The 14,093-nt window shown below is 38.4% G+C and carries 14 protein-coding genes; 7 read left to right on the top strand and 7 right to left on the bottom strand.

Annotated elements, in window-relative coordinates; all coding sequences use genetic code 11:
* Window positions 1–21: 21 nt before the first annotated feature.
* The 4 genes from CLV96_RS09640 to CLV96_RS19810 are packed head-to-tail and all read right to left on the bottom strand — an operon-like array spanning window position 22 to window position 3,565.
* Window positions 22–1,071 (bottom strand): 3-deoxy-7-phosphoheptulonate synthase, encoded by a 1,050-nt coding sequence (locus CLV96_RS09640; protein WP_004784581.1) that lies wholly within the window; start codon window positions 1,069–1,071, stop codon window positions 22–24.
* A 2-nt stretch (window positions 1,072–1,073) separates the two neighbouring features.
* Window positions 1,074–1,415: a rhodanese-like domain-containing protein gene (locus CLV96_RS09635; protein WP_004787544.1), complete on the bottom strand. Its 342-nt coding sequence runs from the start codon at window positions 1,413–1,415 to the stop codon at window positions 1,074–1,076.
* On the bottom strand, window positions 1,415–3,355 hold the full coding sequence (locus CLV96_RS09630) for an ABC-F family ATP-binding cassette domain-containing protein (RefSeq protein ID WP_004786734.1): 1,941 nt from the start codon (window positions 3,353–3,355) through the stop codon (window positions 1,415–1,417). The genes CLV96_RS09635 and CLV96_RS09630 overlap by 1 nt, the downstream gene beginning before the upstream one ends.
* Window positions 3,356–3,403: 48 nt before the next feature.
* Window positions 3,404–3,565, bottom strand: coding sequence for a hypothetical protein (locus tag CLV96_RS19810; RefSeq protein WP_004786402.1), 162 nt, complete (start codon window positions 3,563–3,565; stop codon window positions 3,404–3,406).
* Window positions 3,566–3,675: 110 nt separating this feature from the next.
* On the opposite strand from CLV96_RS19810, the gene CLV96_RS09625 reads away from it, so the two are divergent.
* On the top strand, window positions 3,676–4,512 hold the full coding sequence (locus CLV96_RS09625) for a YihY/virulence factor BrkB family protein (RefSeq protein ID WP_004784625.1): 837 nt from the start codon (window positions 3,676–3,678) through the stop codon (window positions 4,510–4,512).
* On the opposite strand, the gene CLV96_RS09620 is transcribed toward CLV96_RS09625, so the two are convergent.
* The gene (locus CLV96_RS09620) at window positions 4,497–4,910 is read right to left on the bottom strand and encodes a hypothetical protein (RefSeq protein ID WP_004784965.1); all 414 of its coding nucleotides are present in this window, start codon (window positions 4,908–4,910) and stop codon (window positions 4,497–4,499) included. The genes CLV96_RS09625 and CLV96_RS09620 overlap by 16 nt on opposite strands.
* A gap of 150 nt (window positions 4,911–5,060) precedes the next feature.
* Here CLV96_RS09620 and CLV96_RS09615 point away from each other — a divergent pair, with 150 nt between their 5' ends.
* From CLV96_RS09615 to CLV96_RS09600, 4 genes are read left to right on the top strand one after another with little or no spacing between them, the layout of a single operon-like run.
* Window positions 5,061–5,501 carry a hypothetical protein gene (locus tag CLV96_RS09615; RefSeq protein WP_004784197.1) on the top strand — a complete coding sequence of 147 codons (441 nt, stop codon included), beginning with the start codon at window positions 5,061–5,063 and terminating at the stop codon, window positions 5,499–5,501.
* The gene (locus tag CLV96_RS09610; RefSeq protein ID WP_004787199.1) at window positions 5,482–6,054 is read left to right on the top strand and encodes an LIC12231 family lipoprotein; all 573 of its coding nucleotides are present in this window, start codon (window positions 5,482–5,484) and stop codon (window positions 6,052–6,054) included. The genes CLV96_RS09615 and CLV96_RS09610 overlap by 20 nt, the downstream gene beginning before the upstream one ends.
* A 5-nt stretch (window positions 6,055–6,059) precedes the next feature.
* On the top strand, window positions 6,060–7,046 hold the full coding sequence (locus CLV96_RS09605) for a sulfite exporter TauE/SafE family protein (protein ID WP_004786796.1): 987 nt from the start codon (window positions 6,060–6,062) through the stop codon (window positions 7,044–7,046).
* A 52-nt stretch (window positions 7,047–7,098) separates the two neighbouring features.
* Window positions 7,099–7,899: an EAL domain-containing protein gene (locus CLV96_RS09600; protein WP_208325388.1), complete on the top strand. Its 801-nt coding sequence runs from the start codon at window positions 7,099–7,101 to the stop codon at window positions 7,897–7,899.
* Here CLV96_RS09600 and CLV96_RS09595 read toward each other — a convergent pair.
* Window positions 7,896–9,080, bottom strand: coding sequence for an Acg family FMN-binding oxidoreductase (locus tag CLV96_RS09595; RefSeq protein ID WP_004786205.1), 1,185 nt, complete (start codon window positions 9,078–9,080; stop codon window positions 7,896–7,898). The genes CLV96_RS09600 and CLV96_RS09595 overlap by 4 nt on opposite strands.
* Window positions 9,081–9,132: 52 nt before the next feature.
* Here CLV96_RS09595 and CLV96_RS09590 point away from each other — a divergent pair, with 52 nt between their 5' ends.
* Entirely contained in the window at window positions 9,133–9,807 is a 675-nt protein-coding gene (locus tag CLV96_RS09590; protein ID WP_004786431.1) for a DsbA family oxidoreductase, read from the top strand.
* A gap of 62 nt (window positions 9,808–9,869) precedes the next feature.
* Window positions 9,870–12,956, top strand: a complete 3,087-nt coding sequence (locus tag CLV96_RS09585) for an efflux RND transporter permease subunit (RefSeq protein ID WP_004785063.1) — start codon at window positions 9,870–9,872, stop codon at window positions 12,954–12,956.
* A 9-nt stretch (window positions 12,957–12,965) separates the two neighbouring features.
* Here the strand turns inward: CLV96_RS09585 and CLV96_RS09580 are convergent, their stop codons facing one another.
* Window positions 12,966–13,997 (bottom strand): DUF2804 domain-containing protein, encoded by a 1,032-nt coding sequence (locus CLV96_RS09580; RefSeq protein ID WP_004784073.1) that lies wholly within the window; start codon window positions 13,995–13,997, stop codon window positions 12,966–12,968.
* Between the last annotated feature and the right edge of the window lie 96 nt (window positions 13,998–14,093).

The following is a 14,093-nucleotide window of genomic DNA, read 5'->3' as shown; positions in this document are numbered from 1 at the left end:
CTCAAACGAATAACAAAAGTTTTATTTTCGTTTCTTAGCCGCTTCTGCCAATCTTTCGAGCATAGGAACCGTAGTTTCCCAAGAAACACAAGCATCTGTGATGGACTGGCCATAAGTCAGAGGTTTGGCATCGATGGACTGATTCCCTTCTTTGAGATGACTTTCTATCATCACACCTAAGATATGTTTACTGCCTTTCGCAAATTGTTCAGCCACTGCATCAATCACAGCAGGCTGTTTACGAAAGTCCTTTTGGCTATTGCCATGGGAACAATCGATCATGACTTTAGGAGGAAGGCCTGCTTTTTCGATTTGAGCACCAACTTCATTGACTGACGCCTCATCAAAGTTAGGTCCTTTGTTCCCCCCACGGAGGATGACATGAGTGTCATTATTCCCTGCTGTGCGAAAGATGGCACTACTACCTTGGTTGGTAACTGACAGAAAATGATGGCTAGAACTTGCCGAACGAATGGCATCCACTGCAATTTGAACATTGCCATCAGTTCCATTTTTAAATCCAATGGGTGCAGAAAGTCCCGATGCCAATTCACGGTGAACTTGGCTTTCTGTGGTTCTTGCCCCAATGGCACCCCAAGCCACTAAATCAGCAATGTATTGGGGAGAAATCACATCTAAAAATTCCGTTCCGCAAGGGATTCCCATGTTGTTTAAATCTAACAATAGTTTGCGGGCAAGTTGGAGACCTTTGTTGATATGAAAAGATCCGTCTAAATCGGGATCATTGATAAGGCCTTTCCAACCCACTGTGGTTCTTGGTTTTTCAAAATAAACTCGCATCACGATGAGAAGTTCGTTTTTGAACTCTTCAATTTTTGGTTTGAGTTTCGATGCATATTCCATCACAGCACCAATGTCATGGACAGAACATGGACCAACGACAACTAACATACGTTTGTTGTCTTTCCCGTGAATGATATCGGAAATTTCACTTCTGGTGCGGACAACGACATCTGATGCTGCATCGGTTAATGGAAGTTCTTCCATGATGACCGAAGGTGGGATGAGACTATGTTGTTCTAAAATTCTTAAATTGGCTGTTGGTTTCATAATTAATACTTTTGCATGGTTGGATCGACTAAATCAGAATAGGCTAGGGTCCCTCCGGCCACGTTTTTGTAGGATTTAAATCCTGCTTGGGCCAAAATTCCACAGGCCATTCCTGACCTTCCGCCCGAACGGCAATACACTAAAATTTCTTTATCGATTTGGTTTTTGATTTCCTCGATCCGTGCCGCAAGTTCGCTCACGGGAATGAGTTTGTCTGTACCAGGAACAAGGGCAATTTGTTGTTCATTGGGATTTCTTACATCCAATACAAAAAAATCATCCTTTCCTTCTGCACGTGCATCTAGACGTTTTTTAAAACTGACTACATCGATTTCCGGTACCATTATGTGACTCCGCCCATTTCCTCTAGTTCTATCGTTACATCCTCCCAACGTTTCGTGAGGAGGGCAATCTCTCTTTTAATATCGTTATAAGTGTCCATTTCCAACTGAAAACTTCTGTTTTTAAAGAACTCTGGATCTTGTAAAAGTTCCTCTTTGTCCTTTTTATTTTTTTCCAGTCTCTCTATTTGGACTTCCAAATCTGAAATTTCTTTCTCTAATTTTTTTCGTTTGTTTTTGCTGGCTTGCGGATTGGCTTTTTTTTCTTCAATTTTAGATTTGCCGGCGGTATTCTGAATAGGAGATTCTATTGCGTCTTCTTTGTGGAACTTGAGGTAGTCGTCAAAACTACAATTTAGGTTTTGTAACACTCCACCAGAGAGTTGGAAGGTGCGATTGCAAAGTCCCTTCATAAAATCGGGATCGTGACTGATGATGAGGAGGCTCCCTGGAAAATCAATCAGGGCCCGTTTGACCGCTTCCCGAATCACAATGTCCAAATGGTTTGTGGGCTCATCTAAAAATAGGCAATTAGTCGGATGGTTCACAAGAAGAGCCAAACGAAGACGACTCTGCTCTCCACCTGATAGATGTTTTACGGATTTAAAAACTCCATCTCCAGGAAAAGCAAAATGTCCGAGGAGAGTTCTTGCCCTTTCTTCACTTAGTTCCGGGTATTTTTTGATTACGGTTTCGACTAGGTTCAGAGTTTCGTCCAGGTCTTCCCCATGTGTTTGGGAAAAGTAACCTAATTTGGTTTTCGGTCCATAATAGAGAGAACCAGAATCCAACTTGTGCCTCTCCAAAAGACAACGCATAAGTGTAGATTTTCCGGCTCCATTCGGGCCAACTAACGCCACTTTGTCGCCTGCAGAAATTTCGATTTCTGCATTTTCAAAGATGGTTTTTTTCTCACCTGTATTTTTATCAGGATAAGAAAAAGAAGCATTTTCTAAACGGAGGATGATATTACTAGAAGGAACAAATTGGAATTGGTAATCAGGTTTTTGGTTCCAGAACGATTCTTCTGGATTTTCTAACTTGTCTCTTTTTTCCAACCGTTTGATGACCGATTGGACTTGTCTTGCTTTTGTCGCTTGGGCACGAAATCGTTCCACCCATTCCATTCTGCTTTTTAGATAGGTTTCTTCTTTTTGAAATTGGGCTTTTAGTTGTTCTTGGATTTCATTTTTAGCTTCAAAAAATTCTTCCAAACTTCCTTGGAATTCAAAAGTACCATGAGGATTGATTTCAATGATGGTATCAACCGTTTGGTTTAAAAATTCTGGATCGTGAGTCACAAGAACAAAGGCTTGGTTTTGGGATACTAAAAAGTCAGCTAACCAAGATTTGGTTTTATCATCCAAATGGTTTGTGGGTTCATCTAGAAGTAATAAATTATGTGGATTGAGGAGGGCAATGGCTAGACCAATGCGGTGGTGGTAACCGGGAGAAAATTCTTTGGTTTTCCGAATGAAGTCAGCCGTAGAAAATCCAAGTCCAGAAAGAATTTTTTTTGCACGGGCTTCTAGACCGTGTAAGTCGTGTAAGTGGGCAAATTCTTCTAAATCACTTTGTTCGTGGAGTAAATCTTCAAAAGCAGGATCTTCGTGATCGATCGTTTCAAATTTGGATTCGATTAGTTTTCGTTTTCCATCATATTCGGCATAGAGATTGTTTTCATCGAGGACCGTATCAATCACCGAAGTTTCGGGACTGAATTCTGGGATCTGTTGGAAAAGAGAAAGGACCGTATTTTTGGAGCGAATGACTTCCCCGGATTCGGGTTTCATCTTTCCTGCTGCCATTTGGAAAAGGGTGGTTTTTCCGGAGCCATTGGGTCCGACAATCGCTACGCGACAACCGGGTTTGATATGCCAGCTAAAACCCTCAAAAAGGACTTTGGGGCCGAAGTGTTGGTGGATTTGGATGAATTGGATCAAGGCATGTGAAAACCCGCCGATAGGCGGGGGATTTAGGAGGGACTAACCTTATTTCTTGGCTAGAAGTTCCTCTTTTCTTTCGCGAAGGTGTTTCACATAAAGGCTGGATTCGCCGTTCATGGTTTCGACAGACTTTTTGATGGCCGCATCAATTTCGGCTACAGTCATTTTCGCGATTTTTTTGTTCTTCTTTTCTTTTTCTTCTGACATGGAAGTTTTCCCCTTTTAGGTACGTCACTGAGATTCTTCCAGGGTTTCCGCACGAAAGGAGACTGCAAGAAAAATAAGACAAAAATATAGACAAGTTGCAAACTGACCGGATGAAACGACTCCGACGATTTTTCAGTGAAGTGTACTTGTACGATGTCCATGGCCTTGCTTCGGAACTTTCGTTTACTTTTCTTCTGACTCTTTTTCCCCTTCTGGTTGTTTTTGTGACTCTCCTAGGACTTTTGCAAGATCCAAGAACTATCAATTTGATGACAGACCAAATGGGGAAATTTTTACCAGCTCCTATCTTCCAACCAATTGACAAAAGTGTCGAAAACTTAACGAGGGTTAAAAGTTATAATGTAATCGCACTAAGCATTGCGATTTCTTTTTTTTCGAGTTTAACCATTTTTGGAACTATATCCAAAGCCCTTCGTTTTATCTCGAGAGATGAAACAAAGGTTGGTTTTATTGCTTCTCAGTGGATTAACTTTCGACTGCTTGTAATCTCTCTTATTTTGCTCGTTTTGTATTTTTATTTAACCTATGGAATGGTTCACGCTGAACGATATTTGTTTCAAAAGTTTCGATTTGGATTTTTTCGTAATAGTCCTTATCTTTCTGTCTCCCTGATTATTTTACCCTATAGCATTGGGTTATTTACATTTTATTATGCTTATATTACCAAAGCAAAAACCACTTTAAAAGAAAATTTACCGGGTGCCATTTTTGCATCACTACTCGTTCTAACAATGAGTTTTGGATTTCAGTTCTATTTAAAAATGAAAAACGTAGGTGTAAATTATTCCTTAGCTTATGATTTGATTTCTAAAATGGTAGTTTTGATGTTGTACACTTATATCAATTCAACGTTTTTTATTTGGGGATTTTTATGGAACCAAGTCCTGGCGGACGACCGCAACAAGAAGTCTCAATCCAAAAGATAATCTGGTTCTAAAATCCTCGGACAAAACGAGATAATGATTCCAAAGTAGTGGCGTGCTAACGAAAAAAAGAGCCACTCACCACCTGAAGAAAGGATATCATCGGCATCAAGATCGGTGTATCCTTTTTTATGAAACAATTGGTCTAAACTCCAGTTTTCTTCTCCAGGAATGACTTGGACTTTGAGATGTGCATAAAATTTATTTTCTAAAAGATGGTAGCGGAATACCAAGGCTCTTCCACCTAACGGATTCCTAATGGTAAAGGTGAGCCATGTGGGAAAATCATTGTCTGGTTCCGAACTCAAGTGGTAGAGTTCCCAACCTACATCTTTCGCATTCCCAAAAAATTCCTGAAAACTAGATGTAAAAGCAGATTGGTATTCGGTTGTGATCCCCATTTCATTTTTGATAGAAATAGAACCCTGGTTTTAAAGCAAATTTTATCTCATTTTTTCTAAGAAAGATTTAAAATGTTTTTTACAAAGAAAATCAAATTCCGGTTTCCCTAAGAAGGAGTTCCATTAGGATGGGGAGCTGAGGTTTGCAATATGATCGAAACCATCAATATCAATTGGCCAAGTGGTGCCATCGATCCCGTCATCCACTGCCCTGCTTGCGGAAGTCTGGTCTTAAGTCCATTAGAAGAAGAAGGGCCTGGTTGCCACCACGTTCAGTTTATCATTGATAGCGAATCTGGCGAATTCAACTACATCACAGAACCTTTTGATGAAATTTTAAAAGAATTTCGTAAACCCGATGTACAAGAATTTGATGAGTGGGACGCCACAGAATTGTTTTTAGAAGAAGCAGAATCCAATACATTTTATGTAATGAATTTAATTTTACCGAGTAATGTTTCAATAGAAGATGATCCTGTTTGTTTGCGAATTGGGTTTGAATTATTTTTTAGTGAAGACCAAGAAGAATTGTACGAAGAATTAGAAAGAAGACACGATGAGGAAGGTTTACATGACCACAGCCAGAACTAAAGTTTTTAAATTTGGATTCATTATCTCAATATTTTTTATGTTTAATAATTGTTTGATCAGCTATAAAGATCATCCAAAGATTCTACCTTTACCTGCTGAAGAAAAATCAAACGATGCAAACTTTGTTTATGCACTGCCAACCTTTCCTCAAATGAATTTAGGAGGAAGAGAAGCTCTAAAGAACTATTTTCAAAACAAAACTCGTTTTAAAAACACGGTAGAAGGAGTGGATGTACCAAAAGTTGGTTATTTGGTGAATGTAAAGGTTAACTACCGTTCACCGTCTCCTGAAGCCACTGTATTTCTTGGAATTTCCACTTTGACTGCCACCTTACTTCCTGCTTGGTCCACACAAGATGGTTATGATGTACAATATCTTCTTTATAAAGATGGGAAAAAAGTCGGAACTTATGAGTATCATATCTTTAGAAATTATGCGCAGTGGCTTCTCTTCATCCCGATTTCATGGTATAATTTTGAAACGGCGACAGAAAGAGAAGTGTTTGAAAGAATGACCCTCAGATTTTTTGAGGATGCCAAGGAACATTTTTAATATCATTGGACTTCAACTTTCAAATTTATAATGATTTTGTTTGGGGTTTTTGGCCCGGAATCATTGTCGTTTTTGGGGTTGGGTTCTTTGTTGGATACTTAGCTTCCTTTTTGGGACTTGGCGGTGGATTTATTTACACTCCCTTCTTTCATAGTTTTTTCCACCTAACTGCTGTCCAAGCCGTTGCCGTTTCTCTGGCACAGATGCCGGTATCATCTCTGTCTGGACTATTTGTATATTATAAAAATAATAAAATTCGTTGGAAACAAGGTTTTCTTTTGCTTTGTACTTCAATTCCTTCTGCGCAGTACACTGCTTATAAATTTGGAAGGTTTGAAGATACGGAAATCGGTAAACAGTTGTATTATGGAATTCCATTATCGGAGTTTATTTATCTAATTGTATTTACTGTTTTTCTAGGAATTTTAGCTGTTTATAATTTGATTACTGCTCTTAAGAGGAGAAAAAAATATTATCAGTCTTTAGAGGTCCAGTCACAAACTTTTAATCCAACACCATCTTCTAGTCCTTTCTCCTCTGGTATAAAATCAAATGTAGATATAGATGTTAGTAAAGATACTTTAGCTAACAAAAGTAATGAGGATTTCTTTCTCTATTCGCCAAAATCAGTTTTGATCGTTCTGCTTACCGGAATTTTTTTTGGTTTGTTTTCTTCTTTATTTGGGATTGGAGGTGGATTTCTCGCCGTTCCTTTGTTTGTGTATTACTTTCGTATGAGTCCTGTGGAAGCCGTAGCCACTTCTTTTTTAGGAATTTTTCTTACATCCTTTGGTACGAGTGTTATGTTCTTTTTTCAAGGAAAATTGCATTTGGAACTTGCTCTGATTGGAAGTTTCGGTGGGATTTTTGGTGCAAGGATTGGTTCTTTAAAAGCTGTGAATGCAAAGCCATATAGCATTCTTCTGGTTACCGCTATCTTTCAATTTTTGGTAGTGGTATGGTATGTGCTTGGAAAACTTCCTAAATTCTAAATGCCATTTTTTGTTTCTAATTAAAGAATTCGTCTAAGTCATATAGCAAAATATGAAGCCAAAATTTCCTGAAGACCAATTACTAACGACTCCCTCAGGCAAAATACCAAAGTTGTATAGTTGTGCGGAATGCCGGAACGGAGCCGGATTAGACTTTTCGTTTACTATGGCTTTCCAACCCATCATTGATTGGAACCAAAAAACGATTTATTCTCATGAAGCACTTGTCCGTGGCATAAATGGTGAGTCTGCCTATTCCATTTTATCCAAGGTAAACTCCACTAACAGATACCAGTTTGACCAAGCTTGCCGCATCAAAGCTATCCAACTTGCAAGTCAGATTGGTATTCCATCGTATTTGAATATTAACTTTTTGCCAAATGCTGTTTACCAACCGGAAACTTGTATTCGAACCACTTTAGAAGCAAGTCAAGAATACAAGTTCCCATTGAATCGACTGGTTTTTGAGTTAACGGAAGGGGAAGAAGTGCAAGACCATGATCATATTATCAATATTTTTAAAACTTACCAACAATATGGATTTTTGACTGCGATTGATGATTTTGGGTCTGGTTATTCCGGGCTCAATTTGCTCGCAAAATTCCAACCTGACCTAATTAAGTTAGATATGGAACTAATCCGTAATATTCATACCAATTCGGTTGCACAAAAATTAACAAAGGCTATTGCCAATGTTTGTCATGAAATTGGCATAGCCGTCATTGCAGAAGGTATTGAGACAACTGAAGAATTAAAAGTTTTGGTAGATATGGGAATTTATCTCTACCAAGGGTATTTGTTTTCCAAACCAGCATATGAATCTGCTGGTGAAGTGGTTTATCCTACTCTTTAAATCAGGAAACTATTCAAGTCTCTTCTTGGAGAATCGAATTCATAAGTACTCCTTCCCATCCTTGCAATCAGTTGGATTTGTTCTTTTGACTTTAAACCGAGGATCGTTTTTAGTTGTTTGGTGAACTCCCGACTCTCTGGATAATCTTCCACAGATTGGTTCATGGTATGAAAGGCAATTTCTCTTACAGCACATGCCAAGGTGAGGCGCATAAAATCCCGACCTGTTTCCAACCAACTTCGTTCATCATCAGAACCTTCTGTGACAAAAAAAACAAGGGCTTTAGAGGAATACACTTGGCTTTGAAACATTTGGATTCCAGCTTCTTTGGAAGATGCGGAATGCCAAGTTTCTTCGGATAAATCCACAAAGAATGTTTTGGCAAACCAGAGTTTCATTCCTGAGAGTCCATTCCCTTCCAATGTGAGTCCATCTCGTTTTGTATAAATATCTTCTTTCGAAATGCGAAACCATTTCCGATTCAGTTCGTTAGATTCCGTACGATTGGTTTCCATAGAAAAGGCGGCATCTAAAACAGGTAGAATCGATTCTAGTTGTTTGGGATCATTTACAAAAAGTAGTTTATGTTTAGTTGGACCAATTAACATTCGTAAGTCATCTATCTCTTCCTTTGTAATGATATCTCCGGAATAAACAGAACGGTTCATTCTACGATTGGGCACACCGGCAAATAAAAAATCATGAACACATTTAGTTTTTGGGAAAATTTCAAATTTTGCCACAGGCAAACTAGATAAGGTTTTTGGTCCTGGTTTTCCTTTGGGGAAGTATGAGATTTTTGTATCAAACATTAGTTTATCGGCCGTTAAATGAGCAAGTTCTAAAAAACAACCATGTGTATGGAAAAATTGCCGATTGAGGGGATCAATTTCTGGCAGTTGTTTTTCTTTGTCACCAAAAAGTAAAAATTCGGTATCGGAAACCCTTCTAATTTTCCAAGGTTGGGAATTATGGGAGTTGGGGGCAAGGAGAGCTGTCACAAGGATTTGGTCCAGAGGTTTGGTAAACCCTAAAGATTCTGCAAAACCTAAGGGATCCTTTCGATGAAAATTCGAATCGTTTCCACTGTAAGCATATAAGTTTTTTTGCAGTGTAGAGAGCGACACCAAGGCACCAGTGGCAAAACTATTCATTAGAAAACTTTTTCTTGTGAGCTTCATTATTTTTCCATTTATGGTTCTAGACCTTAATTGGATAGGAGTCTAACATAAAATGTCAACCAACTCTGACCCTTTTTCTATTGATATCGTGTCCGATGTAGCCTGTCCCTGGTGTTATGTAGGAAAAAAGAAACTGGAGTTGGCCCTCCAAACTGTCGGTGATCAAATTCTCCCCCAAGTCCGATGGAGACCATTCCAACTTTCTCCAGAAATTCCTGAAGAAGGAATCGATTACAAACAGCACCTAACACAAAAATTTGGTAGTTTGGATCGTTTGGACGGGGCATGGCAACGACTGGCAGAAATCGGAAAATCAGTTGGAATTCCTTTTCGATTTGAAGCCATTCCAAAAGCTACGAACACATTGGTTTTACATGCTCTTGTAGCTGGACTTTCTACTTTAGAAGAACAAGCTAAACTCGTGGATTTATTTTTTTCTGCTAACTTCAGTGAAGGAAAAGATCTCACTGACAAAGAAACCATTTGGAAAGTGGCAGAACCTTTGTATAAGGACCGCACGAAGTTTGATGAAATTTTTTCAGATCCAGAACTCAAAGAAAACATACGACAAGAAATTTTATATTACCACCAAAATGGAATTAGTGGTGTCCCTTATTTTATTATTGGTGGAAAGTATGCTGTGAGTGGGGCACAAGACCCTGCTGTATTTGTGGAAGTCATTGAGACTGTTTTAAAAGAACGCGAATCAGAAAAACAAAGTCAATAAATTTCGTTTCATCTTGACCCAACATTCAATATTTTTAGATTGATTCTAACCGAACTATATTTATGAAAAAAATCATTCATTTCTTCGTCTATAAACCATTAGTTGCCAATTTGGTTTTTATCTTCTTGTTCCTTGCGGGAATGATCTCTGTTCTTTCAATGAAACGAGAAGCATTCCCTAGGGTTAACTTTCGCCAAGTGCGAATTCTTACTGTGTATCCTGGTGCAAGTCCAGTTGATGTGGAAAAAAAAGTAACCATTCCCATTGAAGAAAAGTTACGTGAAGTAGAAGGATTGGATTCTGTTCGTTCTATTTCTCGTAACTCCGAATCAGATATCAGCATCAAAATCGATTTAGAACATGCGAATCCTGATGGCGTTGTGAATGATATCAGGCGTGCAGTAGATCGAGTGACCAATTTACCAACACAGGTCAAAGATCGTCCCATCGTCACAGAACAGAAAAGTTCCAACTTTCCTGTGTTAGAGTTAGCCATTCACGGTGCTATGGATGAAATGGAACTTCAGGAAATGGGTCGATTCATAGAAGACGAGATGCGCAAAGTTTCTGGTGTTTCTCGTGTGGATGCATTTGGAAAACGAAAAGAAGAGTGGCGCATTCGTGTTGATCCCGAATTAAAGAAAAGGTATACCCTTGGTTTTTCAGATATCATCAATGCGATTTCTAAACGTAATATCAGTGTTCCAGCTGGCTCATTCTTACGACCCATCACTCAAGACATACGCGTGACCGGTGAAATTAACGAAATCAACGATATAAAAAATATTCCCGTTCGTTCCAATGAAACAGGAAACACAATTCTTTTATCACAAGTTGCGAATGTAAAAGATACTTACGAAAGACCACGTGTCGTTGCAGTTGTCAATGGAGAACCAGCTTACGTTCTACAGATCATTAAAAAAGACAGTGCGGATATCATTCGCACTGTGCAAGCTGTTCAGGAACGAATTGATGAATTAAAAAAACAACTTCCCGCTAACATTAAGTTTACGGAATTAAACAATGAAGGGGCACGTGCCATCAAACGTTTGGATGTGGTGATCACCAATTCATTGCAAGGTTTATTTTTAGTTGTGGTGGTCCTCATTCTCTTTTTTAGTTTTAAAGATTCACTTCTCACAAGTCTTTCGTTACCACTAACCTTATTTGCAACAACCATTGCATTTCCTATCTTTGATGTGTCCTTCAATTTAGTATCCATGCTTGGGATTATCATTTCTTTGGGGATGCTTGTAGACAATAGTATCATCATCTCTGAAAATATTTACAAACATAGATCTAGAAAAATTGATTCGAGAGAAGCAGCGGTTCTCGGTGCGAGCGAGTTATTTGTTCCCATCATTGGTTCTTATCTTACCACTGTTGCTGCCTTTTTACCAATGGCCTTTATGTCTGGAATTATGGGTAAATTCATATGGCAGATTCCATTTATGGTGATTGTTGCTTTGACTTTATCCTTGTTTGAATCCTTTTTGTTACTTCCCGTTCGTTATGCTCAGTTTACATCTCATGAAGTGAAAAAACGTTCGAAACATAGAGAGAAATTTCGATCTGCTCTCGAAAACGGTTTTGAGTCCTTAAAATCAGGATTTACAAATTTTATCACAAGAGTAGTGAATCGTCCTTTCCTGGCACTTGGATCCATTCTCATTGTCTTTTTATCTTCGTGCGGGCTCGTCGGACTAATGAATTTCAATTTATTTCCTAAGGAAGGGATTGATTATGTGATGGTTCGTGCGGAATTCCCACCTGATTTTTCTGCTCAAGAAACCACCAAACAATTGCAATACTTCCAACCAATTTTGGATAAAATTCCAAAAGAAGAAGTACAAAGTATCATTTTAAAAATTGGAATCCAACAAACTGATCCAACTGATCCACTCACTCGGATTGGTGAACAACTAGGAATGGCACAAATCATTCTTGTTCCAGAAACAGAACGAAAACGAACAGCACAAGAAATCTTTGGCGAACTAGAACCTGACTTAAAAAAACTTCCAGGTGCAGTTTCGGTAATGGTGGACTTAGTAGTCAATGGACCTCCCATCGGTGCTGCGGTTACGGTTGCGATTGAAGGACGCGACTACAAAACTTTAAAACAAATTTCCAATGAAATGCAAAGTTTTTTAAAGAAACAAGAAGGTGTGATCAATATCAATGATGATTACAAACCTGGTAGAGAAGAAATTCAAATTCGAATGAAAGATACAGCGTCTGCCATAACGGGGATTGATACGGAAATTACAGCTTATTATGTTCGAACAGCGATGGAAGGATTAGAAGCATCTAACTTGCGTAAGGGAAAAGACGAAGTAAAAATTGTCATTCAAAATGACGATAGATTTCGAGATGGAATGGAAGATTTGGATTCCATTCAAATTTCGAATAAGTTTGGTCTGCTAACACCCATTACTGCAGTAACGACAAAAACTACCGTCCAAGGGATCGAAGCTTTGTATCATAATGATTATGAAAAAGCTATTACCGTTCTTGCTGATGTAGATGAAACCAAAACTAGTTCAAACATTGTGAATGGTAAAATCGTGGATGAGTTTGGGAATATTGGTAAAAAATATCCTGGTTATAAAATTAAATTTAGAGGAGAACAAGAAGAAACTGCCAAGTCGATGGTTTCTCTTCTCACTGCGGGTGTTCTTGCATTCTTTGGAATTTTTGCTATCCTTGCGATCATTTTCAATAGCATTAAAAAACCAATTCTCATCTTACTCTCAATTCCATTAGGTTTTGTGGGGGTGGTGTTTGGATTTTTAATTTCAGGCAAGGCTTTAAGTTTTCTTGCAATGATTGGTATCATTGGTCTTGCGGGAGTGATTGTGAACGCATCTATCGTACTTGTGGATACCATCCAAGAATTCCAAGCCAAGGGACAGGGGTTGTATGAATCTCTCATCACTGCCTCTTCTGAAAGATTCCGTCCGATTTTGGTGACAACACTTACCACTATGGCTGGAATGATTCCCACAGCTTATGCCATCGGTGGATCGGATCCTCTTCTCATTCCAATGACTTTATCTTTGGCTTGGGGACTTGGATTTGGAACCTTTGGGTCCCTTATCTTTATCCCCGCAAGTTTTTCTGCTTATTACAAAGTAAAAAAACGAAAATAAAAAATCGTTTTAGTAATGATTCAGAACGTCTTCGGCGAAACCGAGGATGTTCTGAAGTTTTAGTTTTTTTCCATCATCCAAAACAACCGTTCCATTAAACAAACCAAACACTTGGTGTTGTATTGTTTTGATAACTAAAAAATTCATATAGGAATTCCTATCCACAATAGGTGTAAAGTCCAAATCTAAACGATTGTTATTCGAAGTGAATTTCCAAGGAGCCAAATAGTTTTTAGTGTCGATGATAAACTTTACTTCATCAAGTTTGTGAATTTTTCCATCATAAAAAATAACATTTTCAGAAGCTGGGGTTCTATCTGTAAATCCATACCCTAAATTGAGGCCAAATGGTTTTCCATCGATCCATGATGAGACCGAACTCCAATACCATCTATTTTTATAAGTCCATACACCACGTCCCCAATCTAAGGCACCAAAGTCTTTTTTGGAATCGTAATGATAGATTGTATTTCCCACCTGAACCTGACCTGCGGCTGGCATACAATTGATTTTTGTATTATAATAGAATGCTTTTCTGTTTTCTTTCCAAGAGGTTGCGATATTCATTGAATCCATTTTTGGCTCAGTAAGTTCGATTTTTCCTTGGATCCCTTTGCCTCCATCGGGGGCTTCAAATGATTTTGATTCAAATTCTAAAATTCGTTTTCCGTTTATGACTTCAAATCGGATTTTTAGTTTTTTATCTTCAAACTGAACGACACCACTGCCATTCACTCTTGGGAATCCTGTTTTTCCTAAAGGCAAAACGGAAAGTGTATCAATTTGTTTGAAAGTTCCTCGTTTGAAATCCAAAAAACAAATGGCAAATAATCCCGCATAACCTAAATCAGATGCCGTGATAGTGATTCCAAAATCTTTTGTAGGGGAAAGGATGGAATAATAATCCCATTCTTTAATTTTGAATGCAGATGCAGCGATATTTTCTCTGTTGTAAGTCCAAAAAGGTGACCTGGCCCAACCTTCTTCAGTTAGGGTTCCGTCGTTTTTAAGTAGAGGAATTTGTTTTTTAATCTCGGGCATGAACCGATTTAAAAGGATTTATAACTTTAGGCGAGAAGTTTTTGTTAGATTCGATAAGAGCGAATTGACAGGAATCGAATTCCATTGCAGACTCGG

Source organism: Leptospira meyeri, from assembly GCF_004368965.1.
GTDB classification, from domain to species: Bacteria; Spirochaetota; Leptospiria; order Leptospirales; family Leptospiraceae; genus Leptospira_A; species Leptospira_A meyeri.
Note: the sequence above shows the minus strand (reverse complement) of the source record. Positions and strands in the feature narration are given on the sequence as shown.